Genomic DNA, 26,988 nt, shown 5'->3' with positions numbered 1-26,988 from the left:
CTCAGGGACACCAAGAATTCGCATTCGTACTGTTTATCGGCGTTGTCGCGGAGAGCTTTAGGAAAAAAACAGGAAGTTTTTTTTCCTGTTTATTTTCAGCTTCTTGCATGCATTTGCCGGTAGTTTCCCGGTGCCTGGGGAAAAGCGTCTCCCGTCGACCGAGACAGAATCCGGCTTGCTGCAGCGTCGCCCCCAATGGATCGACCGCCGCGGGCATTCCTTTAGACGGTCCTCTGCACCCGAGGCGCTTCCGCGGCTGAAATGAAAAAAGGCCCAGGGTTTCCCTTGGGCCTTGCAGCTTCGCCGTGGCGTGAGTCAGTCCGGCAGCCAGGCCTTCGCCCAGGCCGTCAGATTCTGGCCGTCGAGCATCCAGTTGCGCCGCACGACGGCCTGCAGCTCATCGCCCGCATGGGCCGTGGCATCCAGATCGGCAATATGCATGCGGATTGCATCCACCCAGTCGCGGTAGCGATTCTTCACCCGGGTAACCGGAAGGTCACCACGGTACGGCAGGATGTCGCTGCAGATCACCGGTAAACCGAGGACGCCATACTCAAGCAGGCGCAGGTTGCTCTTGCAGTCGTTGAACCGGTTCTGCTCCAGCGGCGCCAGGGCGAGGTCCAGATTCAATGCTGCCAGCCGCGCCGGGTAGTCCGAGATGGCCACACCCGGATGCCACTCGTGGATGTAAGGCCGCAGCTTGTCGGGACAATGGCCGAAGAACACCCACTCCACCTCACCAGACAGGTCGCGGACCACATCGGCGAGCAGTTCCAGATCGCCGGTATGCCCTACCCCACCGGCCCAGCCGACACGGGGCTTGCGACCGACCCGGCGCTGGCTGGAAAGTCCGCTCCACCAGTCCACCGGCAAACGGTTAGGCACCACGCGGATATCCGCATGTAGATCAGCGAAAGCTTCCGCCAGTGGCACGGTGGATACCACGAAGCGATCCATCATCGATACCGCGCGACGCAACGAGCGCAGAACATCCTTGGGCATCTCGTCGCGGTGCAGGTTCTTCATCGGCAGGTTGGGCAGGTAGTCGTCCAGTTCGTAGACGCAGAAGGCACCGGTCAGGCCGCGCATCCGCTCGATCGACGCCAGCTGAGTATCCGAGGTCTGCCGCTGATACACCACGACATCAGCCTCGAACCGGGCCAGTTCCACCGCATCGAGCAGGTTCTCGCTCAGCGCCCCCTCGATCATGTCCTCCCGCAGCAGGCTCTGGAAAGGCTGGCGCACGCGGTAATGTCCGCAGCCGAATTGATCGGCGGGATAGCACAGCACGCGCGGGCGCAGCGGCTGGCTGAATGGTTGCCAGGCCAGGTTGCGGGTCAGCTCCACCTCGAAGCCTGCGCGACCCAGGCTCAGGTTGCGGTTGTAGGCCGGGTCGCGCGCGAGCAGCGGCAACCACTTGCGGTACATCGTCTGCTGTTCGCCCTGGAAGCGCTGGACCTTTTGCGCCTGGCTCGCCGGATCTATGTGCTTCTGACTGACGCTGCCCTCGTGCAGGACCTCCGCGTAGGGTGTCCACACGGCTAGATAGCCGGCCTCGCGCACTTTCAGGCAGAGATCGACATCGTTGTACGAGACCTTGAAGTCGATCTCGTCCATCCCCTGCACCTCCTCGTAGAGGCTGCGGCGAATCATCAGGCAGGCCGCCGTGACCGCACTGTAGTTCTGGTCCACCAGCAGGCGGTGCATGTAGCCGGGCGCAGCGTGCTCCGCACCAATGAAGGGATGATCCGCCGGGCCGTTCAGACCCAGCACCACGCCGCCATGCTGGATGCGCCCGTCGGGATAGTAGAGCTTAGCGCCAACTATGCCGACTTCCGGCCGCCGCGCATGATTGAGCAGTGCGTCGAGCCAGCCGCCGTCGATGATTGCGGTGTCGTTGTTCAGCAGCACCAGGTACTCGCCCCGTGCCCGCCGCGAGGCGAAATTGTTCATCGCGGAGAAGTTGAACGGCTGTGGATAACGCAGCACACGTACCTGTTCGCTATCCAAGGCATCGATGCCGGCCAGCCACTGCACGGCATCCGCGTCCTGGCTGTCATTGTCGATGATGAGCAGCTCGTAGTTCCGGTAGCGGGTCGTCTCCAGCAAGCTCTCCACGCAGCGCCGCAGCAGCGGCAACTGATCGCGGGTGGGCACGAGGATGGAGACCAGCGGCTGCTCCGGATAGTCATAGGTGACCCGGTTGATCATTGGCAGCACGCCCGGCTCGATGCGATGCGGCACACCCAGGCGCTGGAGGTGTGCAGACACGACACTCGGTACTTCGGCGACCAGGCCTTCGCCGGTCAGCCATTGCCCCAGGGAGCGAGCGCCGTGGACCAGCACTTCGGCGATGTGGCCGACACTGTCCAGGCCCTTGGCCTCTGCCGCGCGCAGGAACACGTCCACCGCAGCCAGGTGAGCGTGCTGCGGGTTCAAGCCGCCCAGTTCCGCCAGCGCCCTGGCATCGATCGCCACGCAGGCGCCGACGTAGGGATAGCTGCGCAGCAGATCCAGGTTGAAGTCGGGCTTGAACACTGGCGCACTCGGTACGCCGTCCACGAGCTGGTCCTGGTCGAAGTAGCAGCAGGCCATGCCCGGCTCCGCCTGAGCGCGCTCGGCCAGCAGCAACAATGCGTGGTCCGCCAGTTGATCACCGCTCTCCAGCAGTACCAGCCAGCCCGAAGGCGCACCCTGAAGACCTGCGTTGATCCGCTCGATCCACTCCTCGCTCCGCGGGCAGCACTCGATGGACAGCCCGCCGCCCCGCCGCGGCACTTCCGCCAGGCCATGCACGCGCACCGCGAGCCTGAAGCTTCCCTGCTGCCGGGTGAGGCTGGCGAGCGTGCGCTCCACTGCCTCCACCGCGCCATCGACGCAGAGAATCTCGATACGGAAATCGAAGGTCGGCACCAGGCGCTGCACCAGCGCCTCCACCGCAGGCGCGGCTTCGTCCAGCACGCGCTCCGCGATCCAGCGGTCATAACTGAAGCGCGGTGTCTCGGGGCGGACCTGCGCCAGCCAATCGCGAGCGAGCATCGAGCGCTCGCCCTCGGCACGCGGCTGATCGCCGAGTGCCGCATAGATGGCCGCAAAGACATCCGGCAACTCCGGGTGGTCTGGCGTAGCCAGGGAAACCTGCAGCGCCAACGCATAAGCCTTGCCGGTGCCCAGCAGCGGGCGGCCACAGTATTGCTGATCGAGTCGCAGGCAATGCCGGGCCAGGCTCAACCGGGCGGCCCCCACTTCGAGCTCATGGCCGGCAGTGCCTGGCGCATGCTCGAAGGCGAATATCTTCTCGATGGGCCACAGATCGATGGCGCTAAGCGCCACCATCAGCGTTTCGTAGCACGCATTGGCACGAACGCCATCGAGGTTGGTGATGCTGCTCAGGTTGCTGTCGTGCAGACGGTACTTGACCCAGACATCATCGACACGTACCAGCTCATGCCGCGCCAGCAGGCGAACCCAGAGGTCGTAGTCTTCCACCGCGCGCAGCTCGGAGTTCCAGGCCCCCTCGGCCAGCAGCACGTCGCGGCGGGCGATGGTGGAAGTCGCGCAAAGGAAGTTGCCCGTGAGCAACTCCTGCCGCATGGAACTGAATTCCTTGTTGAACACCGTCTCCACCGGGAGCTCCGTGCCCTGCGCATCGATGGCGCCGACCTTCGAGAAGGCGGCCGCGACATCGGGCCTGCTGTCCAGCAGGGCCACGCCCTGCTCCAGACGCTGCGGTGTCGCCACGTCATCGGCGGCAAGGAAGGAGATGTAGCGCCCCCGACACAACTGCAGCCCCAGCCGCGCCGAACGCGCCTGACCACCATTCTGTTCGAGGAAATGCGCGCGGATCTTCTGTGGATAGCGCTGGACGTAGCGCTCGATCAACGCCCGGCTGCCGTCGGTGGAAGCATCGTCGACGATCACCAGCTCCCAGTCCTGCCAGGTCTGGGCAAGGATCGAGTCAATGGTTTCGGCGATGTAGCGCTCGTAGTTGTAGGATGGGATGAAGACACTGACCTTGGGCTGACTCATGCGCTACGCCGCTCGTAGAACTGGTGGATGACATCGACGACCCGGTCGACCTGGAGGTCATCGAGGTGGGGACCCATCGGCAGGCTCAGCACGCTGGCGGCCAGTCGTTCGCTGACCGGCAACTCACAGGCAGCCGCAGCAGTCCCCTGGTAGGCGGGTTGATGGTGTGGAGTCGTGGGGTAATGGATCAGGGTCTGCACGTCCCGGGCAGCCAGGTGCGCCTGCAGCGCATCGCGCTCTGTGCTGCGCACGACGTACAGGTGCCACACGGGCTCCGCGCCTTCGCCAGTGCACGGCAGCCCGAGCTCGGTCAGATCGGCTAGCCCATTCGAGTAACGCGCGGCGATTTGCCGGCGGCGCTGGTTCTCGGCATCGAGCGCATCGAGCTTGACGTTGAGAATGGCTGCCTGCAGCTCATCCAGGCGCGAGTTGCAGCCCAGTTCCTCGTGGGCATAGCGCACCCGCGAGCCATAGTTGCGCAAGCGCTCGACCCGCTCGGCGAGGGCATCGTTGGCGCAGACCACCGCGCCGCCGTCACCCAGCGCGCCAAGATTCTTGCCGGGGTAGAAACTGAAGCCGGCCATGTCGCCAAAGCTGCCGCACACGTGGCCATGCAGCCGCGCTCCGTGAGCCTGGGCCGCATCTTCCAGCACCGCCAGCCCATGGGCGCGGGCAACACGCAGGATCTCCGGCATATCCGCGGGATGGCCGTAGAGATGAACCGGCAGGATCGCTCGGGTGCGCGGCGTGATCGCGCGCTCGATAAGCATCGGGTCGAGGTTCGCCGAGCGTTCGCAGACATCCACCGGCACCGGATCCGCCCCTACGGCGGTGACCGCGAGCCAGGTGGCGATGAAGGTGTGGCCGGGCACGATGACCTCGTCGCCCGGCCCAATGTCCAGGGCGCGCAGTGCCAACGTCAGTGCATCCAGGCCATTGCCGACCCCCACCGCCCTGCGTCCACCGCAGTAGTCGCCGAACGCGGATTCGAAGGCCTGGACCTCACGTCCGAGCACGTACCAGCCACTGTCGAAACAGCGCTCCATCGCCGTCTTGATCCGCGACTCGTGGCGGGCGTTGATGGCGTGCAGGTCAAGGAACGGTACCTTCATGCCGATTTCCTGAGCACGTCGTGCTGGAACTCGGCGTAGTCGCGGTAGTAATCGGCTTCCTCGAACTTTGCGGAGGCCAGCACCATGCACACCGAGCCGGAGGAAAAGTTGTCGATCTCGCGCCACATCATCGGTGGAATGTACAGGCCGTAGTAGGAGCGGTTGAGGTGGTACTTGAAGCGGGTCTTGCCGTCGTCGAGGAGGATATCGAAGCTGCCGGACATCGCGATGATCAGCTGATGCAGCTCTCGATGGGCATGGCCGCCGCGGTGGGCGCCGCCCGGTACGTCGTAGAGGTAGTAGACGCGTTGGATGTCGAAGGGCACATGGTTGCCGCCCTCAATGAAGGTCAGGTTACCCCGCGGATCGAGGATGCGCGGCAGGTCGATGATGCGTACGTGTTGCAAGGACATGCTCAGCCCCGCCTCAGGCAATGGAGTTCATGAACGATGGTATGGGCGCCGAAGCCTTCCTTGAAGCCGATCAGCCCCCCGTTGAGCCGAAGTCCCTGGGCTTCACTGGAAATGCCGAAGTCGAACCAAGGTCTGCGAACGAAGACGTCCGAGATCAGCGTGGCGAACAGCAGGTCGAGGGCTCCGCTCTCGCGCCCCTGCGCAGTGGACGCGATGTATTGCGCATGCGCCACCTGACCGCTGTCGTAGACCACGCTGCCAGCCAGCCAGCGCTCGCCGGAGAAACAGCCGAACAGACGGATGGCTTGCGGGAATCGAGAAGCCAGCAGCTCGATTTCCGACTCGCTGTGCACCGGCGCCGTCTCGTGACGACTGGCCAGGTTCTCCCGCAATACGGACCAGAAGCCGTGCCAATCGGCGCTTTCGCGCACCTCCAAGTCCTGCTTGCGAGCCTTGCCCAGACCGCGCCGACGACGGCTCGACAGGTCCAGGCCGGCGGGTGCCAGGCAACTGCTCGGATCGCACCGATAGCGCTCTGCGCCGAAGCGGAACAAGGCATAGCGATCCTCTTCGCAGGGACGCGCATGGTAGATGGCCGGAATGCACTTGTAGCGCAACTCACTGACCTCCAGCAGCGGCAGACTGTCCAGCAGGCACTCGAAGATATCCAGCACCTGTTGCTGCCCGGTTGCCGGCGCCAGCAGCAATCCACCGAAGGTGAGGCCGGCATGACTGTGCAACACTCCATCCTGACGGTTGGCCGGCAGGATGGCGCGGATGCGCTCGTCAGCATCGACGAACAGCAGAGAACAGTCCTCGAAACGGTCGGCGTGGTAATCCATGTAGTCGCGCTGGAACAGGAACACGCCATTGCGTGCAGCGCGCACAGCGTCATCCCACAGGCCGCGATGGCGGCTGGCGTCGTAGCGGACGGCTTTCATGCGTCGTCTCGCACGGCGACGCCGATGCCGTCGCGGCCGAAGTCGTTGCCGTTGTAGAAGCAGTAGGTACGCTCGCCTACGCGCAACGCGGCGGCATACATGATCGCCTGGCTGTCCCAGCCCTCGGCGGACACGTCCAGGCCCATCGCGGCATCGTCACGCTGCCAGTCCAGGCCATTCACGGAAGTGGCGAAACCCAGTCGGTACGCTCCAAGCGATGCGCGACGAATCGAATAGTACAACTGATAGAGGCCCTCTTCGTGCATGACCCAGGGACGTCCGAAACCATGCTCGTCGCGCTGGGGATCGAGCGCCATGCATAGCTGGCCGGTGTCCCCCCAGGCAAGCCCATCGGGCGACTCCAGGTAGCGCAGCTCGTACACCGGCATCGGCTTGCCCTGCACCTGGGTCCACTGGCTGCCGGCGATGTACCACATGCGGTAGCCACCAGCTTCGCGCTGTACGAATGGCCCACAGCGGAAGAACAGCTCCTGCGGGCTGCGCTCCAGCGCTGGCGTCTCGCGCCAGCGGCGCCAGGTCTGGCCGTCATCGTCGCTCAGGGCGATACCGGTGAGCAGTCGATAACGAATCTGCGTACCCAGTTCGAAGCCAACGTAGTACATCAGCCACCGGCCTGGCACGGAGCCGGGAACCACCGAGCACACCACTGCGCCGTTCTCATCGAAGGTGCCCGGCCGGCCAGCGTCCAGCAGGGGCTCGGCGCAGACATGCAGGACCCGCGTGGGATCGTCGAGCGCCACTTCGACGTAGCCAGGCCGGCCGACACCCTGCCCGTCCAGGCAGGACAGGTAGAGACGGATACAGTCCGCCAGCAGCACCGGCGTCGGGATCATCGCGTGGCTCATGGCCCAGTCGCCAACGCGCGGCGCTGCGATCAATCCCAACTTGCGCCAACGCATCATTCCCTGACCTTGAAATAGCGGCGTGCGCTGGGACCCGCGCTGCCGGGGGTGGTCTTCACCAGGCTGTCCTCCTGGACATCCTTAGCCACCAATGCACCCGCGCCGACCAGGCAGTCGTTACCGATGCGGATGTTGTTCACCAGCGTGACATTGACACCGAGGAAGCAGTTCGCGCCAATCTCGCAGAACCCCGACACTACGGCATGGGAAGCGATGAAACAGTTGTCGCCGACGACGCTGTGGTGGCCAATATGGTTGCCACTCCAAAGCACGACATTGTCACCCAGGCTGACGAAGGGCTGAAGCGTGTTGTTCTCGAAGATGAAGCAATGCTCGCCCAGTTTGACGTTGTGCCAGACAAAGGCGCGCGAGCTGATATAGCTGGCAGGCGCATAGCCACGGGACTTGGCATCCAGGTACAGGCGGGTGCGCAGTCGATTGAGCTGGGTGTAGGTCGCTGCTGCGAAGAAGGCGTGCTCGGCCGGAGCGAAATGCGCTTCCAGCTCCTCGAAGGGCACGACCGGCAGGCCGCATAGCTCTCGCTTGCGCAGATAATCGTGCTCGACGGTGAAGCCGACGACCTCGTAGTCCGAGTCATGGGTAAAGTATTCGTAGGCGATCTCGGCGAAGGCGCTATCGCCGGCGATGACGAGTTTCTGACTCACGCTCGCTCTCCTGGCTTAGGGACGCTGGAACAGCAGGTCTTCGCGCCGATTGGCCATCGGCAACGCAGCAGGTTGCGGCACCAGCCAGGCGTCGAACCCGGCCGCCCGCGCCCGTGCCATCAATCCCAGCAACACGGCGTCGTCGATCTTGCCAGGCTGCAGGCGATTGAACTGGACTTCGGGGTCCTCGTCACACCCGCTGTACTGACGGTGGTAGAGCCTGCCTGCCGCAGAAGCCAGAAAGCGCTGGAGCATGCCCGAACTGGGCAGGTCCCCAATCAGCAGACGCCCGCCGGGGGCCAGCAGCGCCAGTGCACTGTCGAGAAAGCCGAAAGGACTCCCCTCAGCGAACACATACTGGAACACGCTGTAGCAGAGCACCGCATCGAAGCTCCCCTGCCATTGCTGCAGCCTGTCGCCCAGCTCATCAGGGAAACGCCCCGGCTGCTTCTCGCTGCCGGGCACGTCCTGCAGCGCCGCCAGCACTTCGGCGGAATCATTGAGCAACAGTTGCTGGCCGAGGTGCCGGGCCTGCAGCTGCATCTGCTCAGCCAGCTCGCCGCAGCCGGCGCCGATGTCGAGAATACGCGCCCCCTCGCGCTGAAGTGCGGGCAACTTTGCCCGTACATCCTCCAGGATGGCGTCGGCGAATCCGGCGCGGTACTCGTCCGGGAAGCCGATCTTCTGATGCGGGCTCAGATCGTCTCGCGCCGCCAGCTCGCGAAAGTCCTCGAAGCCCAGTTGGCGATACCCGGCAAAGCGATCCTGACCCATGGGCGATCCGTCAGTTGAGGTAATTGAACAGGCTCAGCCCGCTGATCTTCACGTAGCTCTGCTGCGCCGCCTGCAGGATAGTGGACTGCATCGACAGCCGCGACAGCGCTTCGGCGTAGTCGAGGTCCTGCAGGTCGGAGATGACGCCGGTGTTTACCAGCTTCACGTCGTCGATGAAGGTCTCGGTGGAGTCGATCACGTTCAGGCGCGCGCCGATCTTGCCCTGGCCGGAGAGGACCTGGGTGTTCACCGAGTCGAGGTTAGAGATGGCCACGGCGGTCGCGTCACGGATAGCGTAGTTGCCTTCCTGGTCCGAGGTCGCGCTGGACAGCGCCTTGCGCAGGTCGGCCACGACGTTGAGCAGGCCCTTCTTCTCGGTAGAGGGATCGCGGTTGATGCTGAAGGTATCCCCTGCCGCGGGCTTGCCGTCGATCTGCACCTTCACCCCAGCATACTCGATGAAGTCGTTGGTCTGGCTGTTGTCGTCGATGGCGCCGGATTTCAGCGGGGTATAGCTGCCCGGCAGCGCCGGATCGTTGAGGTCGTAGACCTCGTAGTTCTTGTCATCGATGAAGCGGATGCCGATGCCGTCGGTGGCGGCCGGCGGCACGCTGGACGGGAAGGTGCCGTCGTAGGCCTGTTTGTCGTTGACCAGGCCGAGGGAGATGCGCCCGGTGCCGGTGTTCGCGGCAGCAGCGCCGGTAGTCACGCGGTTGATGTTGTTGACGTCGTCGAACAGTGCCTTGCCGCTGTCGCTGATACCCAGCAAGGTGCTGCTGGCGATCTGCACCTGGCGCTGGCTTTCATCGCCCTGGTAGCTGTAGCTGCCGTCGGGGTTGCGCACGAAGGGCTGGGTGTCGCCCTGGCTGCCGGAGAACAGGTACTTGCCGCTGGCGTCCTTGCTGTTGAGCAGGTTGAGCAGTTCGTCTTCGCGCTGCGACAGCTCGGTGGCGAGGGCGTTCTTGTCACTGGGGTCCTGGGCGCCGTTGCCGGCTTCCACGGCAATCTCGCGGATGCGCTGGATGACGTTGCCCACCGACTGCAGGATCGATTCCTCGGACGTCAGGCTGTTCTTCGCCGCCGTGATGTTGCTCTTGTACTGGTCGTTGAGCGACTGCTCCTGGCTCAGTTGCAGCAGACGCACCGAGGCCACCGGGTCGTCCGCCGGGGTGAGGATGCGCTTGCCGGTGCTGATCTGCTCCTGGGTGCGGGTGACGCTACCGTAGTTCTTCTGCAGCCCGCCGACGGAGTTGTTGTAGGCCTGGATGGTGGAGATGCGCATGGTCGATTCCTTCCTCAGCTATCAGCGGAACGCGCCGATCAGGGTGTCGAACAGCGAGCGGGCGACCTGGATGACCTGGGCCGAAGCGCTGTAGTACTGCTGGAACTGGATGAGGTTGGCGGCCTCTTCGTCCAGGTTCACCCCCGACAGCGAGTCGCGGTTGTCCTGGGCCTGCTTGAGTACGGTGGCGCTGGCGTCGGCGTTGTTGCGCACCTGCGCAGTCAGGGTGCCGATGCGTTCCACCAGACCGCCGTAGGCGTCGTTGTAGGTGGAACCGGCGCTGCCGGTGCCGCCTACGGTGGCCTTGCTCTGCAGGCCGGACAGCGCCAGGGCGTTGCTGTTGTCGGAGATACCCTTGGTGTTCATGCCGACGGTGAAACTGTCGCCGGCCTGGGGTGCGCCGCTCAGGGTGAATTCGTAACGGTAGCTGTTGCCGGTGCCCGGGTCGGTGTAGTCCAGACGCACGGTGTTGGTCTGCCCGGAGGTCAGGCCGGTGGTCGAGGGCGACACGTAACTCAGCGTCGCGCCCGCCGGCAAGGTGCCGGTGAGGCTGTTGGTCGTCGCATCGAAGCTCAGCTTCAGGCCATTGGCGCCGAACAGGTTCTGCAGGTCGGCGGTGTTGATCGGCGACGGGCCGCTGGTGAGCTTGGGCTGGCCGATGGCGCCGGTGCCACGGTTGTTGGTGGTGGCTTCGCTGCGCGCGGTGCCGGCGAAGGCGAGCTGGTCGGCCTTGGTCAGCACGGTGCTGATGTCGGCAGCGCCGCGACGGGTCGGTTGCAGGGTGAAGCCATCGCCGGCCGGCGGCAGCGTGGGCATGGTCACGGTGAAGCCCTGGTCCGCGCCGCTGCCGTCGGCGAAGCTCAGGGTGTATGGCCCGGTGCCGCTGACCGTGACGTTGACCTGCGCGTTATCCGAAAGCCGCCGTGCGGTGAAGTTGTTGCCGTCGTACTCCAGGCGGTAGTCACTGGCGCCCAGCTTGCTGGTGTCGGTGATCTGCAGCTGGGCGTCCACCGTGCCGGTGTTGGTCGACTGCGCCAGCACTCGCAGGCGCGCGATGCTCGGGTCGTTGATGTTGCCGAACAGGTTGGAGCCGGCGTTGCCGGAAAGGTCCAGGCCCTGGCCGAGCTGTTTGTTGACGGTGTCCGCGAAGGTCAGGGCGATCTGCCCCAGCTTGTTGTACGAGGCGTCCAGGGCGGTGTCACGGTAGGCGATCAAGCCGCCCATCTGCCCGCCGGAAACCTGCGAGGTGATGGTCTGGGTGGCGCTGCCGCTGACCAGCTGCACCTCGAAGCGGCTCGGGTCATTGGTGCCCGGCACGACCTGCAAGGAAGACGTGGTAGTGCCCACCACCAGCGGCTGGCCAGTGCCGATGAACAGGTTGATCGAGCTGTCGTCCTGGGGCACGGCCTGCACGCCGATCAGCTCGGAGAGCTTGCGGATGGTCTCCTCGCGGGCGTCCATCAGGTCGTTGGGCTGCCCACCGGCGGCCTTGGCCTTGGCGATGGCGTCGTTGTAGCTGGCAACGCTGGAGGCCAGGGAATTGACCTGGCTGGCCAGCGAACCGAGCTGCTGATTGATCAGGCTGTTCTGCTTGTCCAGCTGGTCATACAGGGTATTGAACGATTTCGACAGGCCCTGCGCCTCGGCCAGCAATGCCTCGCGGCCTTCGCTGGCGGAAGGGTTGGCGGCGGCGGTCTGCAGTGCGGCGAAGAACTTCTGCAGCGCCGGGCTGATGCCGGTAGTGGTGTCGGAGAGCAGCGAATCGAGCTGTTCGATCTGGCCCTGGAAGGCGCTCAGTTCATTGGCCTGGCTGGTGGCAGTGCGCACCTGGGAGAACAGGAAGTCGCTGGCGAGCCGGCGCACGTCCACGACCTGGCTGCCCGAACCGATGTAGCCGGCGCCGCTGTACTGCGGGATGCCGGTCTGCTGCACCGATTGCTGGCGGGAATAGCCGGGGGTATTGACGTTGGTGATGTTGTGGCCGGTCACCGTCAACGACGTCTGGCTGGTACGCAGGCCAGACAGGCCAATGGAAAGTAGATCGCTCATCGCTCTTGGTCCTTATCCCAGGGGCGGGGTGTCCGCCGCGGCGACCGCCTGGTAGACCTGCATCTGCCGGGCGATCTGCGACACCTTGCGGGCGTAGTTCGGATCGGTGGCATAGCCGGCCTGCTGCAGTTCCTTCATGAACTGCTCGGGACGCTGGGTCGAATCCAGGGCGTCCGAATAGCGGTCGTTGTTCTGCAGGAAGCTCACGTAGTCGTTGAAGCTCTGCTCGAAGGAGTCGTAGGAGCGGAACGCCGCGACCTCCTTCACTTTCTTGCCGTTCTCGTATTCGGTAGTCAGCGCCTTGGCGGAGTCGCCTCCCCAGCGCGAACCAGTCTTGATGCCGAACAGGTTGTGGCTGCTGGTGCCGTCCTGGTCGCGAATGATGGATTTGCCCCAGCCGGTTTCCAGGGCGGCCTGGGCCACCAGGTAGCGGGCGTCGACGCCGATGCGCGCGGCGGCCCTCTGCGCCATGGGCAGCAGGGTGGCGACGAACTCGTCCGCCGAGGCGAAGGTCGACGTGCCCTTGCCCTGCGGCGATTGGACGGAGCGGCGGCCGCTGGCGTCATCGCTGGAGGCGGCGGCAATGGCGGCAGCGGCGGCGTCCACTTCCTGCACGGCGTTGGCGAAGGATTTCGACGTCTGCCAGTCGTTGCCAGCCAGCGGCTTGCCCTGCTCTTGCGACGTCGCCGCGCCCGGCACGATGCCGGCCATCACACGATCGGCGAGCTTGCCCGGCAGCGCCAGGCGACGGGCATTGAGCAGCTTGGAATCGTCACGGCCCTGCTCGGGTTGCGGCAAGGCCTTGCCGCTGGCATTCACCCCGGTGGTGGACGGCCAGCTGGAGGTCTCGCCGACCTTGGCGAAGGGGTTCGCGGCGCCGCTGTGCTGGCCGCCGTTCATCTTCGACAGCTGCCGGGTGAGCACGTCCGACAGGCCGATGCCGCGGCCCTTGGTGGACAGGCTGACGGACAGCTGCTGGTCGTACATTTCCTGGTACTGCTTGGTGGTCGAGGTGTTCATGAAGTTGCCTTCGGCGAGCACGTCGTTGGCCGAACGCATCGACTTGAGCATCTCGTTCATGAACAGCGATTCGAATTCCTGGGCCACCTTGCGGATGTTGCCCTCGCTGTCGCGGCCGGCGCCGTTCTTGAGCTGCGCCAGGCGATTGAGATCGGTGTAGGCCCCGGAGCTGGTCCCGGACGAGCCTGCGGAAAGCAGTTTGGCATCCACGTCGGCGTCCTCAGATCACGATCAGGTCGGCTTGCAGCGCGCCGGCCTGTTTCAAAGCTTCGAGGATCGCCATCAGGTCGCTGGGCGCGGCGCCCACCTGGTTAACGGCGCGTACGATTTCATCCAGCGTAGTGCCGGGGCCGAACTTGAACATCGGCTTGGCTTCCTGCTCGGCATTCACCCGCGAACGCGGGACCACGGCGGTCTGACCGTTGGAGAACGGGCCGGGCTGGCTGACGATGGGGTCTTCGGTGATGGTCACGGTCAGGCTGCCGTGGGTCACGGCGGCCGGCGACACGCGCACATTCTGGCCGATCACGATGGTGCCGGTGCGCGAGTTGATGATGACCTTGGCCACGGCCTCGCCAGACTGCACGTCGAGATTTTCCAGCACGGACATGTAGTCCACGCGCTGGTTCGGATCCAGCGGCGCGCTGACGCGCACCGAGCCACCGTCCACGGCCTGGGCGACGCCCGGGCCGAGCAGTTCGTTGATGCGGTCGACGATGTGTTTGGCGGTGGTGAAGTCCGGGCGGTTGAGGTTCAGCGTCAGCGTGTTGCCCTGATCGAAGCCGCTCGGCACTGCGCGTTCGACGGTGGCGCCGCCGGGCACACGGCCCGCCGACGGAACGTTGACGGTGATCTTGGAGCCATCGCGGCCCTCGGCGTCGAAGCCACCGACCACCAGGTTGCCCTGGGCCACGGCGTAGGTCTGGCCGTCGATACCCTTGAGCTGAGTCATCAGCAGGCTGCCGCCGCGCAGGCTCTTGGCGTTGCCAATGGACGACACGGTGATATCGATGACCTGGCCCGGCTTGGCGAACGGCGGCAGGTCGGCATGGATGGATACCGCCGCGACGTTCTTCAGCTGCACGTTGCCGACGTTGGCCGGCACCTTGATGCCGAACTGCGCCAGCATGTTGTTGAAGGTCTGCAGGGTGAACGGCGTCTGGGTCGTCTGGTCGCCGGTGCCATTGAGGCCGACGACCAGGCCGTAGCCGATCAGTTGGTTGTTGCGCACGCCCTGGATGGTGGCGATGTCTTTCAACCGCTCAGCCTGCGCCAGCGGCGCCAGGAGCAGCGCACCGAGCAGCACCAGGCTGTAGGAGCGAGCTTGCTCGCGAACCGGGCGGATCGAAATCTTCGCGAGCAAGCTCGCTCCTAGAGTGATCATCACATTCACCCTGCTCAGAACGGGAACAGCGGGCTGAGGAAGAAGCGGTCGAACCAACCCGGCTGGCTCGCATCGGCGAACGCGCCGGTGCCCGAGTAGGTGATGCGCGCATCGGCTACCCGGTTGGAAGCGACGGTGTTGTCGGTGGCGATGTCGTCGGCGCGAATCAGGCCGGCGATGCGCACCAGCTCGTTGCCGGTGTTCAGGGTCATCCACTTCTCGCCGCGCACGGCGAGGATGCCGTTGGGCATGACGTCGGCCACGGTGACGGTGATCGAGCCGGTCAGGCTGTTGCTCTGCCCAGCCTGGCTGTCGCCCTTGGCATCGCGCGAGCCGCCGTATTCGGCGGAGAGGCTGAGGTCGCCGCCGCCGATGGGATTGTCGGTGGTCAGGCTACTGCCGAGCATGCCGGTCAGGCCCATCTTGGTCTTGCTGTCCTTGGAGATGTCGGAGCTGGCCTTCTTGCTCGCCTGGGTCTTCTCGTTAAGGGTAATGGTGATGATGTCACCCACGCGGAAGGCCTTGCGGTCGCCGTAAAGGTTGTTGTCGAAACCCGACTGGTAGATCGAACCGTTGTTCTGCGCGGCCGGCATCGGGGTACGCGGCAGCACCGGAGCGTAATAGGGATCGTCCGGCTTGGGCGGCGGGCTCACGCACCCTGCCAACGCGGCGATGGCCAGCAGCGGAAGGAGGTGGGAACGGTTCATCTACAGCTACCTCTCGGGGAGAGCGACTACGGGATCAGGACTTACAGGTTCTGGGTGACGAACGAGAGCATCTGGTCAGCGGTGGAGATCACCTTTGAGTTCATCTCGTAGGCGCGCTGGGTGGTGATCATGTTCACCAGTTCCTCGACCACGTTGACGTTGGAGTTTTCCAGGGTGTTCTGCTGCACCGTGCCCAAGCCGTTCAGGCCCGGCGTGCCGACCTGTGGCGCGCCGCTGGAACCGGTTTCCAGGAACAGGTTGTTGCCGATGGCCTGCAGGCCGGCCGGGTTGATGAAGTCGGCGGTCTGCAGGTTGCCGATGATCTGCGGCTGCGGGTTGGCGGTGGTGGTCACCGAGACGGTGCCGTCCTGGCCGACAGTGAAGGTCTGGGTCTCATTCGGCACGACGATGGCCGGTTCCAGCGCGTAGCCGTTGGCGGTGACGATCTGGCCGTCGGAGTTCAGGTGGAAGCTGCCGTCACGGGTGTAGCCGACGGTGCCGTCGGGCATGAGCACCTGGAAGAAGCCTCGACCGTTGACCGCCATGTCGAGCGGCTGGTCGGTGGTCTGCAGGCTGCCTTCGGTGAAGTTCTTCTGCGTGCCGACGATGCGTACACCGGTCCCCAGCTGCAGGCCCGAAGGGAGCTGGCTGTCCTGTGTAGAGTTGGCACCCGGCTGACGCTTGATCTGGTACAGCAGGTCCTGGAACTCGGCGCGATCACGCTTGAAGCCGGTGGTCGAGACGTTCGCCAGGTTGTTGGAAATGGTGGTCAGGTTCATGTCCTGGGCGGACAGACCGGTCTTGCTGACCCAAAGTGCCGGAAGCATGTCGTTCTCCTCGGGCGCCGGATTCGTGGCGCCTCGAACGGTTAATCAGGTTCTAATCAGCTGAACTGCAAAACACGCGCCATGGCCGCCGAGTCATCCTCGGCGGTGCGCATCATCTTCACGTGGAGCTCGAACTGGCGGGACAGCGAGAGGATCGAGGTCATCTCTTCCACCGCATTGACGTTGCTCGCTTCGAGGAAGCCCGATTCGATCTTCGCGTTGGCGTCGGCCTGCACCGCCGGCTGGCCGGGCTGTTGCTTGATGCGCACGAGGCCGCCGGCGCCCTTCTCCAGTTGCTTGGGGTCCGGGGTAACCAGCTTGATGCGGTCCACCTCGGCCACCACGCTGGGGTTGTCGCCCAGGCCGCGGATGCTGATGGTGCCGTCCTCGCCGATGTCGATCTTTTCCTGCGGCGGCACGGCAATCGGCCCGCCATTGCCGATCACCGGCAAACCATCGCCGGTGCGCAGCTGGCCGAGGGCGTCGATTTCCAGGCTGCCGGTGCGCACATACGCTTCGCTGCCATCGGGGGCCTGCACGGCGATCCAGGAATCGCCCTTGGCGGCCACGTCCAGGTCGCGCCCTGTTTCCTGCAGGCTGCCGGCGGAAAAGTCGGTGGCCGGACGTTCGCTCATGGCGTAGACCCGCGACGGAAAACTGTCGCCGAACACCTGCATCGAACGCGCCTGCTCGAAGTCACGGCGGAAGCCGTTGGTGGAGATGTTCGCCAGGTTGTTGGCGTGGGCGCGCATGGCCAGGGTGTTCTGGCTGGCGCCGCTCATGGAGACGTAAAGCATCTTGTCCATCGAATCCTCCAGACCCGCGTACGGGTTGTCTTGGAAGCAATAGAGCAAGTGCCGTGCCAGAGTCGAAAGAAACTCTCAAGCTACTAATATATAAGGACTTATAAAAAGACAGAGCCCCAAAAGGGGCCCTTGGAAGCCGTTGGCGGCGACGATCTGCCGCCACCGGCAAGAGGAGATTTGCCGCTCGCGCCGTGATACCGGCGCGGAGTCACCGCCCTCTTCCTTTTAAGGGAAGTCACGGACGGCGAGCAGGATCAGCGCAGGTTGATGATGGTCTGCGTGACCGCGTCTTCGGTCTGGATGGTCTTGGCGTTCGCCTGGTAGTTGCGCTGAGCGACGATCAGGTCCACCAGTTCGTTGGACAGATCGACGTTAGACGCTTCCAGCGAACCGGACTGCAGGGCGCCCAGGGTGCCCGAGCGCGGCGTGCCGACCACCGGCTCGCCGGATTCCGATGACTGCACCCAGGAAGTCTTGCCGATCGGCGTCAGGCCCTGGACGTTGGCGAAGTTCGCCAGCACCACCTGGCCCTGCACCTTGGACTGGCCATTGGTGTAGCGGGCGAAGATGTTGCCCTCGTCATCGATCTCCAGGCCAGAGAGCTGGCCGGTGGTGTAGCCGTCCTGGTTGACGCTGTTGACCGCGAAGGCGGTGGCGTACTGGGTCGACTTGCGGATGTCCAGGGTGATGCCGCCGGCGTTCGGGGTGGCGCCGTTGGCGCTCCAGGTCGCCGGGGTCTTGCCGTCGGAAATCGCCGGAACCCAGTCGCCCATCACCAGGGTGCCGTCGGTGGGGTTGACCGTGAAGGCGTCGCCGGTGCCATTGTTCACCGGGGTCTGGGTCAGAAGCTGGCCCGCCGGGCTGAAGGTCAGGTTGACCTGGTAAGGGCTGGTGCCCATGCCGCTGACGGCCGCCAGCACGGAGGCTGGCGTGGCGCCAGTGGCCGCGGCGGCGGCGTTGGCGGCGGCAATCGCGGCTGGCGTGGCGCCAGAGCCAGCCACCGCAGCGGCCACGCTGGCCGGGGTCGCGCCGGTCGCTGCGGCAGCGGTGGTGGCCGAGGTGATGGCGGTGGTGTCGTCGGTCGGGTTGGCCGGGTTGCGGCCGTCCACCAGCACGTTCATGGTCCAGGTGTTCGCGCCGGTCTTGGTGAAGTATTGGGTCATGACATGGGAGTTACCCTGGCTGTCATAGATGTTCACCGAGGTCGACGAGTTGTAGCTGGTCGGGTCGCTGGAGTTGAACGGGGAAACCGTCGGCACGGTGTTGGTGGAGTTCAGGTTGAAGGTCTGGCTGACCTGGGTGGTCGCCTTGGGCGCCTGGTTCGAGGTCTCGATGCGCAGGTCGCCGACCACGCCGCTCTGCAGCTGGCCCTGGTCGTTCACCGGGTAGCCCTGCAGGCGGTAGCCATTGTTATCCACCACGTAACCGTTCTTGTCGGTGCCGAAGTAGCCGGCGCGGGTGTAGCTCACCGCGCCGTTGTTGCTGGTGACGAAGAAGCCGTTGCCGTTGATGGCCATGTCCAAGGCATTCTGGGTCGAATCGATGGTGCCCTGGTTGAACAGCTGCGAGACGTTGGACAGCAGCACGCCGCTGCCCACCGGGTTGCTGCCGCTGCCCAGCACGGAGGCCGCGTACACATCGGAGAACTCCGCGCGGGACTGTTTGAAGCCCACGGTACTGGCGTTGGCGATGTTGTTGCCGGTGGTGTTGAGGTCACTGGAAGCGGCCTTGATACCACTGAGCCCGATATTGAAAGACATGCTTAGCTCCTGGTCGGTATCGCCGACTTACTGGCCAATGATCTGGACTTTGGACAGGCCGATGCTGCCCAGTCCGGCGAGGTTGAGGGTCAGCTCGCCGCCGTTCTGCCCGAGGGTCACGCTGTCGACGTTGGCCGGCAGGAAGGTGGTCAGGCCGTAGGTCTTGCCCTCGTAGTTGGTCTGCGCTTCGAACTTGTAGCGGCCGGGCGGCGCGAGATTGCCGCTGGAATCCTTGCCGTCCCACATGAAGCTGACGTTGCCGGCGGTCTGCTGGCCCATCTCGACGCGGTTCACCAGGGTGCCCTTGTCGTCGTAGATGTTGACCCAGCTGTTGGCCGTGGACACCGGCAGGGTGTAGGTGCCCTTGAAGGTCTCGGAGGTGTCCACCATCGATTTCTCGGTCGGCACGATCACCTTGCGGCCCACCAGCGAAGAAGCCTGCAGGGCCTGGGACGACTGGTAGTTGGAAAGCACGCTGTCCATGCTGGTGTTCAGCGACTGGATGCCTTCCACGGTGCTGAACTGGGCCAGCTGGGCGATGAACTCGCCGTTTTCCTGGGGCGACATCGGGTCCTGGTTGTTCATCTGCGCCACCAGCAGCTTGAGGAATTCGTCCTTGCCAAGATTGCTCTTGCCGGCCGTGGCGCTGCCGCTGTCCTTGTTGATCGCATACTGGTCCAGAACCGAACTGGAGCCATTGATGCCACTGTTGTCGATGCTCATCGTGCTCTTTCCTCAGCGCTTACTGACCCAGGGTCAGGACCTTCTGCATCATCTGCTTGGCGGTATTCATCATTTCCGCGTTGGTCTGGAACGAGCGGCTGGCGGAGATCATGTCGGCCATTTCCTCCACCACGTTGACGTTCGGGTAATAGACGTAGCCGTCCTTGTCGGCAGCCGGGTGGTTCGGCTCGTAGCGCGGTACCAGCGAGCTCTTGTCCTCTACCACGCCCAGCACCTGTACGCCGGAGCCGGCCTGGTCGGTCTCGCCGAACAGCGAGCCCTGGTCGCCGCCGCCCTGAGCCTGCTGGAACATGGTGGCGAACACCGGATGGCGGGCGCGGTAGGTCTGGTCCACGCTGGAGGAAACGGTCTCGGCGTTGGCGATGTTCGACGCGGTGGTGTTCAGACGGGTGGTCTGGGCACTCATGCCGGTACCGGCGATGTTGAAGACACTGGCGAGCGACATGGCGATTACTCCCCGCGCAGGGCGTTCATCAGCCCTTTGAACTTGCTGTTGAGGAAGGTGAACGAGGCCTGGAACTGCACGGAGTTTTCCGCGTAGTTGGACTGTTCGATCTGTTCATCGACGGTGTTCTGATCGATCGACGGTTGGGTCGGGTTGCGATACTTGAGCGATTCGTCACCGATGCCGAAACCGTCGGCCTCGATGTGATGGGCATTGGTCAGCGTGGTGCTGAAGGTGCCGTTCTTCATCTTGTCCGACTGGGCCGCCAGTACCGAGGCGAAATCCAGATCGCGGGCCTTGTAGTTGGGCGTGTCGGCGTTGGCCAGGTTATTGGCCAGGACTTCCGCGCGCTGGGAGCGGAAGCTCAGTGCTTGCTGGTGGATGCCGAGGGCTTTGTCGAAGCTGATGCTCATGGTCGCGAACCTGTTTGCCGGTGTGGGCTTGCCAACACTTCAGCAAGGCGCGTGCCAAAACCGCATACCCTTTAATTTCAATGGCTTGAAGGAAACAGAAGAGCGGCAAGGGGCGGCAAACAGCGGCAAAGCGGCAAGCGCTTTCCTTGCCGCTTCGGGCAAGGCGGCAAGCTTGCCGCGCTTGCCTGGAGCTTATTTGCAGGAGCGAGCTTGCTCGCGAACCTGGCCACTCGACGGAGTTCGTTCGCGAGCAAGCTCGCTCCTACAGAAAGAACATGCGAAGCGGATACACGGCAAATTGCAGACGGAGCCCGCTTCTATGGCAGCGGAACCATACGAGGAAGCAACGGGCTTTCTTCCGGTAACTCGGTGCCCATTCCTTCCCCCCCCTGGCTGCGCGCCCCGCTCCAAAGGGAGAGGGTTAGAGCACGCCAGAGCGCAAGCGTATCTCGCAGGTGCCGACTCCGTCGGCAATCGAATGATCGGCAATCGAATGAATGCGAATGCGGAAGCAGGAACCCCGCCCGAACAGGCGGGGCTGCGGCCGGTTACTTGGCCTTGTAGATGATCCCTGGGCTGCACTGAACCATCTGGTAATGGTCCGGCAGCGCGTTGAGCGCTTCGGAAGCACCGAGGAACAGGTAGCCGCCGGGCTTGAGCGTGGCATGGATGCGCAGGAGGATGTCGCGCTTCACCTCGGCCGAGAAATAGATCAGCACGTTGCGGCAGAACACCATGTCGAACTTGCCCAGGGTCGCGTAGCTGTCCAGCAGGTTCAGCGCGCGGAACTCCACGCGGCTCTTGATCGCCGGCTTCACCGTCCAGCGCCCCGGCGTCTTCTGATCGAAGTAGCGGGCCAGACGCTCCTGCGACAGGCCGCGGCCGATGGCCAGGCTGTCGTACTCGCCGGCCTTGCAGGCGGTGAGCATGGAGCCAGAGAGGTCGGTGGCGACGATCTGCACGCCTGCCTTCAACTGGCCGAGGTTGGTGCGTTCGAACTCGTCGATCGACATCGACAGCGAGTACGGCTCCTGTCCCGAGGAACAGGCCGCGGACCAGATGCGCAGGCGCTGGCCGGGTGCAGCCTTGATCATCTCCGGCAGCACGCGGTTCTTCAGGACTTCAAACGGATAGGTATCGCGAAACCAGAGGGTCTCGTTGGTGGTCATCGCGTCGACCACCTGTTCGCGCAGCTGACTGCGCATCTGAATCTTCTGTACCAGTTCGCCCAGGGACTTGATGCCCTGCTGCTCCATCAACTTGTTCAAGCGGCTGGAGACCAGGTACTGCTTGTTGGCGCCCAGGAGGATGCCGCAGGTCTTCTCCAGGAAATCCCGGAACAGCTCGAATTCAGAATTGGTGGATGTCACAGATAAACCTCTTTGCTCGTGGGCGGCTGCCGACGCGACTACGGCGACAACTGCCTGACCGGTGCTCAAAAAACCATAGACGATGCGGGCGGCACCGGCGCCACCCGCACTTCATCACAACGGATCAGGCCGTCGCGCCATCCACTGCCTTGATGCGGTCCGACACGCGGGCCGCCAGGTCATCGGGACGGAACTTGGCGAGGAAGTCGTCAGCGCCGACCTTCTTCACCATGGCCTGGTTGAACACCCCGGACAACGAAGTATGCAGGAGAATGTGCAGATCCTGCATGCGCGGGTCGTGCCGGATTTCCGCCGTGAGCGTGTAGCCGTCCATTTCCGGCATCTCGATATCCGAGATCACCATCAGCAGATCGCTGCCAGGATGCCCGCCGGCCTCCACCATCTGGTGCAGGTAATCCAGCGCCTGGCGGCCATCGTTGAGCGCCAGCACTTCCACGCCGACCGTCTCCAGGCAACGCACCAGTTGCTTGCGCGCCACCGAGGAATCGTCCACCACCAGCACGCGCTTGCTGACCGCTCGGGCCTGGGTGTCGGCATCCAGCACGCCTTCGGAGATGTCCTCCGAGGTCGGGGCCACTTCGGCGAGGATCTTCTCCACGTCGATGATTTCCACCAACTGATTGTCCACCCGCGTCACCGCCGTCAGGTAGTGATCACGGCCGGTCCCCTTGGGTGGCGGATGGATCGACTCCCAGTTCATGTTGACGATGCGCTCCACCGAGTGCACGAGGAAACCCTGCACCTTGGTGTTGTACTCGGTGATGATCACGAAGCTGTTGGCGACATCCCGCAGGGCATGACGCCCCGTCGCCAGCGCCAGATCAAGGATCGGGATGGTGCCCCCGCGGATATTCGCCACCCCGCGCACCACCTGGCTGGACTTGGGCATCACGGTCAGGCGGGGGCATTGCAGCACCTCCTTCACCTTGAACACGTTGATCCCGTACAGCTGGCTGCCGTTCAAGCGGAACAGCAGCAGTTCGAGACGATTCTGGCCAACCAGCTGCGTACGCTGGTTGACCGAATCCATGACTCCGGCCATTGAGCCTCCTGTGCACGCAACGCCGCCCCGACTCACGAAGACGGCATGACCATTGCTTGGATCGTTGCATGAAGCAAGCAACGACATTTTTCCGACAGCTGAGACCCGCGCGCGCCCTGGTGGCTGCGCTGCTCGGCATGACGGGTGCGCTGACCCTCTCCCCGGCTGGGGCGGAAGGCTTCACCGCGCCTGAAATCCTTATCGGCTCCACCCAGGGCTTTCTTGAGTTCAAGGTGGAAGATTATCTGCAGACTTCCGGCATAGACGCGCGCTACGACATCGAAGTCGCACGCATCGACCCCCGCCTGCGCCTGGCACAGTGCGACAAGGACCTGACGCAGGCGTTGGAAAGCCCGGCGCAGCCCGTTGGTCGGGTCACCGTGCGCGTGCGCTGCGACGGCAGCTCGCCCTGGACCGTCTTCGTGCCGGCCACGGTCAAGCTTTTCCGCCCAGTGGTCGTCACCACTCAGCCACTCAAGCGCGACCACGTCATCGAAGCCGCCGACATCAGCGTCGTCGAGCGCGACGTCGGCGCATTGACCCAGGGCTACCTGACCGACCCCGAACGCGCCCTGGGCCAGAAGCTCAAGCGCTCCACGGTGAACGATCAGGTGCTGGCCCCGATCTTTCTCGAGCAGGCCGCCGCCGTGCGCAAGGGCGAGCAGGTGGTGATCCGCGCCCGCACCAGCGCCATCAATGTGCTGATGCCCGGCGAGGCGCTGTCCGACGGCGTGCCCGGCGAGCAGATCCGCGTGCGCAACCTGCGCTCGCAGCGTATCGTCAAGGCTCGGGTGATCGAGCCAGGCACGGTCGAGGTCACCCTGTAGCCCTGCGGTTCGAGGCCGTTTCTGGCATGATGGTCTCTGTGGTGCGCGAAATGTGTTCGGGCGCACGAAAATTCGGCCTAAAGTTTCTCTCAAGACGGCCGAAAAGCTTGGCAAGCGTCCAATACCTCCAGAGGTTTCCAACATGGTTATCGACTTCAACCGGCTGAACCCGGCCACTACGCCAGTCAGCACTGGCCGTAGCGGTGCCGCCCAGAGCGGTCGCAGCGAAGCCGCCGCCGAGCCCCCCGTCAACGCCCCGGCCAAGAGCGGCGAATCGGTGCAGCTCAGCGATACCGCGCAGCAGCTGCAGAAAGTGAGCGATCAACTGAAGGATCAGCCCGTGGTCGACAATGAAAAAGTGGCTCGCATCAAGGCGGCCATCGCTGACGGCAGCTATCAGGTCGACAGCCAGAAAGTCGCCAGCAAGCTGCTCGATTTCGAATCCCAGCGCTGAGCCGACTCGCGCTGGACCACCCTCGTAGAACGCCGAGCCCAAGATGTCTGACGCCCTGCTTTCCCTGATCCATGGCGACATCGAAGCAGCCACCGCGCTGCTGCAGCTGATCGAAGACGAGTTCCAGGCGCTGCAGGTGCGCGACCTGGCCCAGCTGCAGAAGCTGCTCGATCGCAAGCTGCCGCTGCTCCAGCAGCTCGAGCGCAATGGTCGCGAACGCAGCCTGGCGCTGCAGCAGGCCGGCGTGAGCATCGACCGCGAGGGTCTCGCCCAGCTCGCCCAGGCCAGCGGCAACAACGAATTGCTGGCGCGTGGCGACGAGCTCGCCGCCCTCCTCGACCAGTGCCAGGAAGCCAACCAGCGCAACGGCAAGGTCATCCGCGCCGGCCAGGCCAGCACCGGGCGCCTGCTCGATATCCTGCGCGGCCAGGACACTCCCAGTCTCTACGATCGCCATGGCGGCTCGACCCAGAGCAGTCGCCAGCGCCCGCTCAGCCAGGCCTGAGCCTCAGGCTGATCGCAGCGATCAGCACTGGTCTGACTGCCCGCCCTCGGGCAAAATGCCATCACACGCCCTGCCCCGTGCAAGACTCATAACAAACACAATGGAGACCCGCGGACCGTGTCCAATCTGTTCGTCGAGGAAAATGGCCCTCAACCACCGAAGGTGTTGAAAGCTCCGGTGGAGATCCACTCCAGCCTGAAAATGCTGATGGACAGTCACGATCCCCTGGTTGTCACCTTCGAAGGGCGCAGCCAGCGCTTCCAGAGCTTCGTCGTCGAGATCAACCGCGACCGCAATATCGTCGCCCTCGACGAACTCATTCCCAACGACGGCGAACGCTACCTGCAGAACGGCGAACAGTTCCGCATCGAAGCCTTCCACGAAGGCGTGCGCATCGCCTGGGAATGCACCCAGAACGCTTTCTTCTCCGAAATCGACGGCGCCCGCTGCTACTGGCTTCCCGTACCGGCCGAGATGCTTTACCACCAGCGCCGCAATGCCTTCCGCGCCCCTGTCGGCCAAGGCCAGCCGGTGGCCGTGGAGATCGGTGGCAGCAAGCTGAAATCGCCGCTCAAGGGCAACCTGATCGACATCTCCGCCACTGGCTGCAAGATTCGCCTGGAAGGCAACGCAGTCGAGCGCCTGCAGCCCGGCCAGGTCTATGAGGAATTCACCGCGCGCCTGCCCTTCGGCGCCCTGACCATGGAAGTCGAACTGCGCCACGTGCATTTCGAGGAAAAGGTCGGCTACAGCTTTGCCGGCGTACGCTTTCATCAAATGAGCGGCCTGGCGCAGCGCAACATCGAGCGCTTCGTCTACCAGCTGCAACGCGAAGCCCGGCGATTCGAGAAAGACGAGCTGTTCTAGTTCGTCCCGGGCGGCAAACGCTTGCCGCCCTTCCCCTGCGGCCTCACGCAGGCCGGCTTTCTTCCTCTGCTTCCGCTGCCGCATCAGGTGCAGGCGCACTGCTGTCGTTGCCTTTCATCTGCTCCTCCACGGCGGCTTCGGCTACCCGCGGGTCGAGCGCGGCGGACAGCGGCGAAGAGGCCAGGCTATCGGGCGTGGCAACGTGCTTGACCGGTGCTTCGTCGACCCGGTGCACGCCGCTGACTTTCTCCGGGTGCACGCGCCAGATCAGGATCAGCGAACAGGCGCAGACGAACGCGTAGAGCATGTTGGCGCCGAAAGCTTTCATCAGCGCGCCGGCCGCCAGCGGGCCGATACAGGCGCCGACACCGAAGGTCACCAGCAACATGGCAGTGAGGGAGACGCGGTGCTCGCCTTCGACGTGGTCGTTGGAAAACGCCACCGCCAGCGGGTACAGCGTGAACTGCACCAGGCAGACCACGAAGCCCAGCGGCAGCAACCAGGCCAGCGTCATTGGCGGCAGCGGCAACATCGGCAGCAGGGCCAGCGGCAATGCGACCACCAGCAAGAGAATCGCAGCATTACGGATCAGCGCCGCACGGTCGTAGCGGTCCGACAGCCAGCCCAGAGGCCATTGCACCACCAGCCCAGCGAAGATGCAGCCGCCCATGAACAGGCCGATCTCCTCCGTACTCAACCCCTGGCGCACCGCGTAGAGCGGCGCCAAACCGTAGAAGGAGCCGATCACCAACCCGGACACCAGTACCGTGGTCAGCGACTGCGGCACCCGCTTGATGAAGAAGCGCGGCTCCAGCGGCGCCGGGCGCAACGGCGCGGGGTGGACCTTGTGCGTGATCGCCACCGGGATCAGCGACATCGCGAAACATAGTGCGATCAGCATCGGCAGCTCCGGGCCCAGCCCCGGATGCACCACCAGCACCAATTGGCCGAGCACCAGCCCCAGGTACGAGGCGACCATGTAGCCGGCGAACACCAGCCCGCGCTGGCGCGCCTCGGCCTGTTCGTTGAGCCAGCTCTCAATGACCATGTACTGGCACATCATCCCCAGGCCGATGGCGACCCGCAGCACCAGCCAGAAGCCGATCCACGGCAACAGACCGATGCCCAGCACCGCCGCCGTGACCAGCCCGCCACAGGCGACGTAGGCGCGGATGTGACCGACGCGGGCGATCAGCCGATGGCCGATCTTGCCGCCGAGGACGAGGCCGAGGTAGTAGGCGGCCATCATGGCGCCGATCCACAGCCCATCGACCTTCTCCGCGCCCAGGCGCAACGCGAGGTAGGTACTGAGCAGACCGGAACCGGTCAGGAGCATGACGGCAGCGAAGTACAGAGCACGAAACGCGGTGACGATCCGAAGCATTGGACCTCCTGGTCCAGGACAACCCCGGCACAATGTCCGGGCAGCGGAAAGCGGGACTTGCGCTGACACATTAGAGGCTGCCAATCGGCGCGTCGAGGGGCCTGCCGGGCCCGGAATGGCGAGCGTCGCGCACGGTGATGCGAGGCAATTCGAAGGATGTCGGCGGGATGCACGAGGATGGCTTGAAGATCCCCTGGAAATGGCCGCCGATCACAGCTGCATCA

The 26,988-nt window shown here is 64.3% G+C and carries 25 protein-coding genes; 4 read left to right on the top strand and 21 right to left on the bottom strand.

The annotated features are described in order from the left end of the window. Nucleotides 1-315 precede the first annotated feature (315 nt). The 20 genes from AC2T4A_RS13755 to AC2T4A_RS13660 all read right to left on the bottom strand — a co-directional run bounded on the left by AC2T4A_RS13755 (nt 316) and on the right by AC2T4A_RS13660 (nt 22,727). A complete protein-coding gene (locus AC2T4A_RS13755) occupies nt 316-4,029 on the bottom strand; it encodes a glycosyltransferase (protein ID WP_486743518.1) in 3,714 nt (1,237 codons plus the stop codon). Next, nucleotides 4,026-5,141 carry a DegT/DnrJ/EryC1/StrS family aminotransferase gene (locus tag AC2T4A_RS13750; protein ID WP_486743517.1) on the bottom strand — a complete coding sequence of 372 codons (1,116 nt, stop codon included), beginning with the start codon at nt 5,139-5,141 and terminating at the stop codon, nt 4,026-4,028. The genes AC2T4A_RS13755 and AC2T4A_RS13750 overlap by 4 nt, the downstream gene beginning before the upstream one ends. After that, on the bottom strand, nt 5,138-5,554 hold the full coding sequence (locus tag AC2T4A_RS13745) for a sugar 3,4-ketoisomerase (protein ID WP_478377460.1): 417 nt from the start codon (nt 5,552-5,554) through the stop codon (nt 5,138-5,140). Before AC2T4A_RS13745 ends, AC2T4A_RS13750 begins: the two co-directional genes overlap by 4 nt. Nucleotides 5,555-5,556: 2 nt before the next feature. Continuing rightward, the gene (locus AC2T4A_RS13740) at nt 5,557-6,495 is read right to left on the bottom strand and encodes a GNAT family N-acetyltransferase (RefSeq protein ID WP_478377459.1); all 939 of its coding nucleotides are present in this window, start codon (nt 6,493-6,495) and stop codon (nt 5,557-5,559) included. Further along, nucleotides 6,492-7,415 (bottom strand): hypothetical protein, encoded by a 924-nt coding sequence (locus AC2T4A_RS13735; RefSeq protein ID WP_486743516.1) that lies wholly within the window; start codon nt 7,413-7,415, stop codon nt 6,492-6,494. The genes AC2T4A_RS13740 and AC2T4A_RS13735 overlap by 4 nt, the downstream gene beginning before the upstream one ends. Continuing rightward, a complete protein-coding gene (locus AC2T4A_RS13730) occupies nt 7,415-8,083 on the bottom strand; it encodes an acetyltransferase (protein ID WP_486743515.1) in 669 nt (222 codons plus the stop codon). The genes AC2T4A_RS13735 and AC2T4A_RS13730 overlap by 1 nt, the downstream gene beginning before the upstream one ends. A 15-nt stretch (nt 8,084-8,098) precedes the next feature. Then, nucleotides 8,099-8,857: a class I SAM-dependent methyltransferase gene (locus tag AC2T4A_RS13725; RefSeq protein WP_478377456.1), complete on the bottom strand. Its 759-nt coding sequence runs from the start codon at nt 8,855-8,857 to the stop codon at nt 8,099-8,101. 10 nt (nt 8,858-8,867) lie between these two features. Next, complete coding sequence (gene flgL / locus AC2T4A_RS13720; protein ID WP_416745147.1) at nt 8,868-10,139, bottom strand: flagellar hook-associated protein FlgL; 1,272 nt, start codon at nt 10,137-10,139, stop codon at nt 8,868-8,870. 21 nt (nt 10,140-10,160) lie between these two features. Then, a complete protein-coding gene (gene flgK, locus AC2T4A_RS13715) occupies nt 10,161-12,188 on the bottom strand; it encodes a flagellar hook-associated protein FlgK (RefSeq protein ID WP_416745148.1) in 2,028 nt (675 codons plus the stop codon). A 12-nt stretch (nt 12,189-12,200) separates the two neighbouring features. After that, nucleotides 12,201-13,418, bottom strand: coding sequence for a flagellar assembly peptidoglycan hydrolase FlgJ (flgJ, locus tag AC2T4A_RS13710; RefSeq protein ID WP_486743514.1), 1,218 nt, complete (start codon nt 13,416-13,418; stop codon nt 12,201-12,203). 10 nt (nt 13,419-13,428) lie between these two features. Then, complete coding sequence (locus tag AC2T4A_RS13705) at nt 13,429-14,571, bottom strand: flagellar basal body P-ring protein FlgI (protein WP_486743513.1); 1,143 nt, start codon at nt 14,569-14,571, stop codon at nt 13,429-13,431. Nucleotides 14,572-14,606: 35 nt separating this feature from the next. Beyond that, nucleotides 14,607-15,299 (bottom strand): flagellar basal body L-ring protein FlgH, encoded by a 693-nt coding sequence (flgH, locus tag AC2T4A_RS13700; protein WP_017520257.1) that lies wholly within the window; start codon nt 15,297-15,299, stop codon nt 14,607-14,609. A 41-nt stretch (nt 15,300-15,340) separates the two neighbouring features. Further along, nucleotides 15,341-16,126: a flagellar basal-body rod protein FlgG gene (flgG, locus tag AC2T4A_RS13695; protein ID WP_413349723.1), complete on the bottom strand. Its 786-nt coding sequence runs from the start codon at nt 16,124-16,126 to the stop codon at nt 15,341-15,343. 56 nt (nt 16,127-16,182) lie between these two features. Next, nucleotides 16,183-16,932 carry a flagellar basal-body rod protein FlgF gene (flgF, locus tag AC2T4A_RS13690; RefSeq protein ID WP_486743512.1) on the bottom strand — a complete coding sequence of 250 codons (750 nt, stop codon included), beginning with the start codon at nt 16,930-16,932 and terminating at the stop codon, nt 16,183-16,185. A 254-nt stretch (nt 16,933-17,186) separates the two neighbouring features. After that, complete coding sequence (locus AC2T4A_RS13685; protein WP_478377455.1) at nt 17,187-18,692, bottom strand: flagellar hook protein FlgE; 1,506 nt, start codon at nt 18,690-18,692, stop codon at nt 17,187-17,189. A gap of 27 nt (nt 18,693-18,719) precedes the next feature. Beyond that, nucleotides 18,720-19,415 carry a flagellar hook assembly protein FlgD gene (flgD, locus tag AC2T4A_RS13680; protein ID WP_416745152.1) on the bottom strand — a complete coding sequence of 232 codons (696 nt, stop codon included), beginning with the start codon at nt 19,413-19,415 and terminating at the stop codon, nt 18,720-18,722. Nucleotides 19,416-19,434: 19 nt separating this feature from the next. Beyond that, nucleotides 19,435-19,881, bottom strand: coding sequence for a flagellar basal body rod protein FlgC (gene flgC / locus AC2T4A_RS13675; protein WP_017520252.1), 447 nt, complete (start codon nt 19,879-19,881; stop codon nt 19,435-19,437). Between the two features lie 5 nt (nt 19,882-19,886). Continuing rightward, nucleotides 19,887-20,294 carry a flagellar basal body rod protein FlgB gene (gene flgB / locus AC2T4A_RS13670; RefSeq protein WP_416745153.1) on the bottom strand — a complete coding sequence of 136 codons (408 nt, stop codon included), beginning with the start codon at nt 20,292-20,294 and terminating at the stop codon, nt 19,887-19,889. 548 nt (nt 20,295-20,842) lie between these two features. Next, the gene (gene cheR / locus AC2T4A_RS13665) at nt 20,843-21,664 is read right to left on the bottom strand and encodes a protein-glutamate O-methyltransferase CheR (protein ID WP_416745154.1); all 822 of its coding nucleotides are present in this window, start codon (nt 21,662-21,664) and stop codon (nt 20,843-20,845) included. Nucleotides 21,665-21,788: 124 nt separating this feature from the next. Then, the gene (locus AC2T4A_RS13660) at nt 21,789-22,727 is read right to left on the bottom strand and encodes a chemotaxis protein CheV (RefSeq protein ID WP_416745155.1); all 939 of its coding nucleotides are present in this window, start codon (nt 22,725-22,727) and stop codon (nt 21,789-21,791) included. Between the two features lie 137 nt (nt 22,728-22,864). On the opposite strand from AC2T4A_RS13660, the gene flgA reads away from it, so the two are divergent. The 4 genes from flgA (at nt 22,865) to AC2T4A_RS13640 (ending at nt 25,380) form a co-directional block, all read left to right on the top strand. After that, the gene (gene flgA, locus AC2T4A_RS13655; protein ID WP_416745638.1) at nt 22,865-23,554 is read left to right on the top strand and encodes a flagellar basal body P-ring formation chaperone FlgA; all 690 of its coding nucleotides are present in this window, start codon (nt 22,865-22,867) and stop codon (nt 23,552-23,554) included. Between the two features lie 142 nt (nt 23,555-23,696). After that, on the top strand, nt 23,697-24,008 hold the full coding sequence (gene flgM, locus AC2T4A_RS13650) for a flagellar biosynthesis anti-sigma factor FlgM (protein WP_486743511.1): 312 nt from the start codon (nt 23,697-23,699) through the stop codon (nt 24,006-24,008). Nucleotides 24,009-24,051: 43 nt separating this feature from the next. Beyond that, complete coding sequence (locus AC2T4A_RS13645; RefSeq protein ID WP_416745157.1) at nt 24,052-24,513, top strand: flagella synthesis protein FlgN; 462 nt, start codon at nt 24,052-24,054, stop codon at nt 24,511-24,513. 117 nt (nt 24,514-24,630) lie between these two features. Next, complete coding sequence (locus AC2T4A_RS13640; RefSeq protein ID WP_478377452.1) at nt 24,631-25,380, top strand: flagellar brake protein; 750 nt, start codon at nt 24,631-24,633, stop codon at nt 25,378-25,380. Nucleotides 25,381-25,423: 43 nt separating this feature from the next. On the opposite strand, the gene AC2T4A_RS13635 is transcribed toward AC2T4A_RS13640, so the two are convergent. Beyond that, on the bottom strand, nt 25,424-26,764 hold the full coding sequence (locus AC2T4A_RS13635; RefSeq protein ID WP_416745159.1) for an MFS transporter: 1,341 nt from the start codon (nt 26,762-26,764) through the stop codon (nt 25,424-25,426). Between the last annotated feature and the right edge of the window lie 224 nt (nt 26,765-26,988).

The organism is Pseudomonas sp. PVC-3-1 (genome assembly GCF_057444315.1).
The sequence above is the reverse complement of the archived record's forward strand: the minus strand, read 5'-3'. Positions and strand labels throughout refer to the sequence as shown.

Coding starts and splice junctions, on each gene's coding strand:
- AC2T4A_RS13750 (WP_486743517.1), bottom strand. CDS start 5,141: ATGAAGGTACCGTTCCTTGACCTGCACGCCATCAACGCCCGCCACGAG.
- AC2T4A_RS13740 (WP_478377459.1), bottom strand. CDS start 6,495: ATGAAAGCCGTCCGCTACGACGCCAGCCGCCATCGCGGCCTGTGGGAT.
- flgH (WP_017520257.1), bottom strand. CDS start 15,299: ATGAACCGTTCCCACCTCCTTCCGCTGCTGGCCATCGCCGCGTTGGCA.
- AC2T4A_RS13735 (WP_486743516.1), bottom strand. CDS start 7,415: ATGCGTTGGCGCAAGTTGGGATTGATCGCAGCGCCGCGCGTTGGCGAC.
- AC2T4A_RS13755 (WP_486743518.1), bottom strand. CDS start 4,029: ATGAGTCAGCCCAAGGTCAGTGTCTTCATCCCATCCTACAACTACGAG.
- flgF (WP_486743512.1), bottom strand. CDS start 16,932: ATGGACAAGATGCTTTACGTCTCCATGAGCGGCGCCAGCCAGAACACC.
- flgL (WP_416745147.1), bottom strand. CDS start 10,139: ATGCGCATCTCCACCATCCAGGCCTACAACAACTCCGTCGGCGGGCTG.
- AC2T4A_RS13745 (WP_478377460.1), bottom strand. CDS start 5,554: ATGTCCTTGCAACACGTACGCATCATCGACCTGCCGCGCATCCTCGAT.
- AC2T4A_RS13660 (WP_416745155.1), bottom strand. CDS start 22,727: ATGGCCGGAGTCATGGATTCGGTCAACCAGCGTACGCAGCTGGTTGGC.
- flgD (WP_416745152.1), bottom strand. CDS start 19,415: ATGAGCATCGACAACAGTGGCATCAATGGCTCCAGTTCGGTTCTGGAC.
- AC2T4A_RS13645 (WP_416745157.1), top strand. CDS start 24,052: ATGTCTGACGCCCTGCTTTCCCTGATCCATGGCGACATCGAAGCAGCC.
- AC2T4A_RS13725 (WP_478377456.1), bottom strand. CDS start 8,857: ATGGGTCAGGATCGCTTTGCCGGGTATCGCCAACTGGGCTTCGAGGAC.
- AC2T4A_RS13685 (WP_478377455.1), bottom strand. CDS start 18,692: ATGTCTTTCAATATCGGGCTCAGTGGTATCAAGGCCGCTTCCAGTGAC.
- flgM (WP_486743511.1), top strand. CDS start 23,697: ATGGTTATCGACTTCAACCGGCTGAACCCGGCCACTACGCCAGTCAGC.
- flgK (WP_416745148.1), bottom strand. CDS start 12,188: ATGAGCGATCTACTTTCCATTGGCCTGTCTGGCCTGCGTACCAGCCAG.
- flgC (WP_017520252.1), bottom strand. CDS start 19,881: ATGTCGCTCGCCAGTGTCTTCAACATCGCCGGTACCGGCATGAGTGCC.
- flgA (WP_416745638.1), top strand. CDS start 22,865: ATGACGGGTGCGCTGACCCTCTCCCCGGCTGGGGCGGAAGGCTTCACC.
- flgB (WP_416745153.1), bottom strand. CDS start 20,294: ATGAGCATCAGCTTCGACAAAGCCCTCGGCATCCACCAGCAAGCACTG.
- AC2T4A_RS13635 (WP_416745159.1), bottom strand. CDS start 26,764: ATGCTTCGGATCGTCACCGCGTTTCGTGCTCTGTACTTCGCTGCCGTC.
- flgG (WP_413349723.1), bottom strand. CDS start 16,126: ATGCTTCCGGCACTTTGGGTCAGCAAGACCGGTCTGTCCGCCCAGGAC.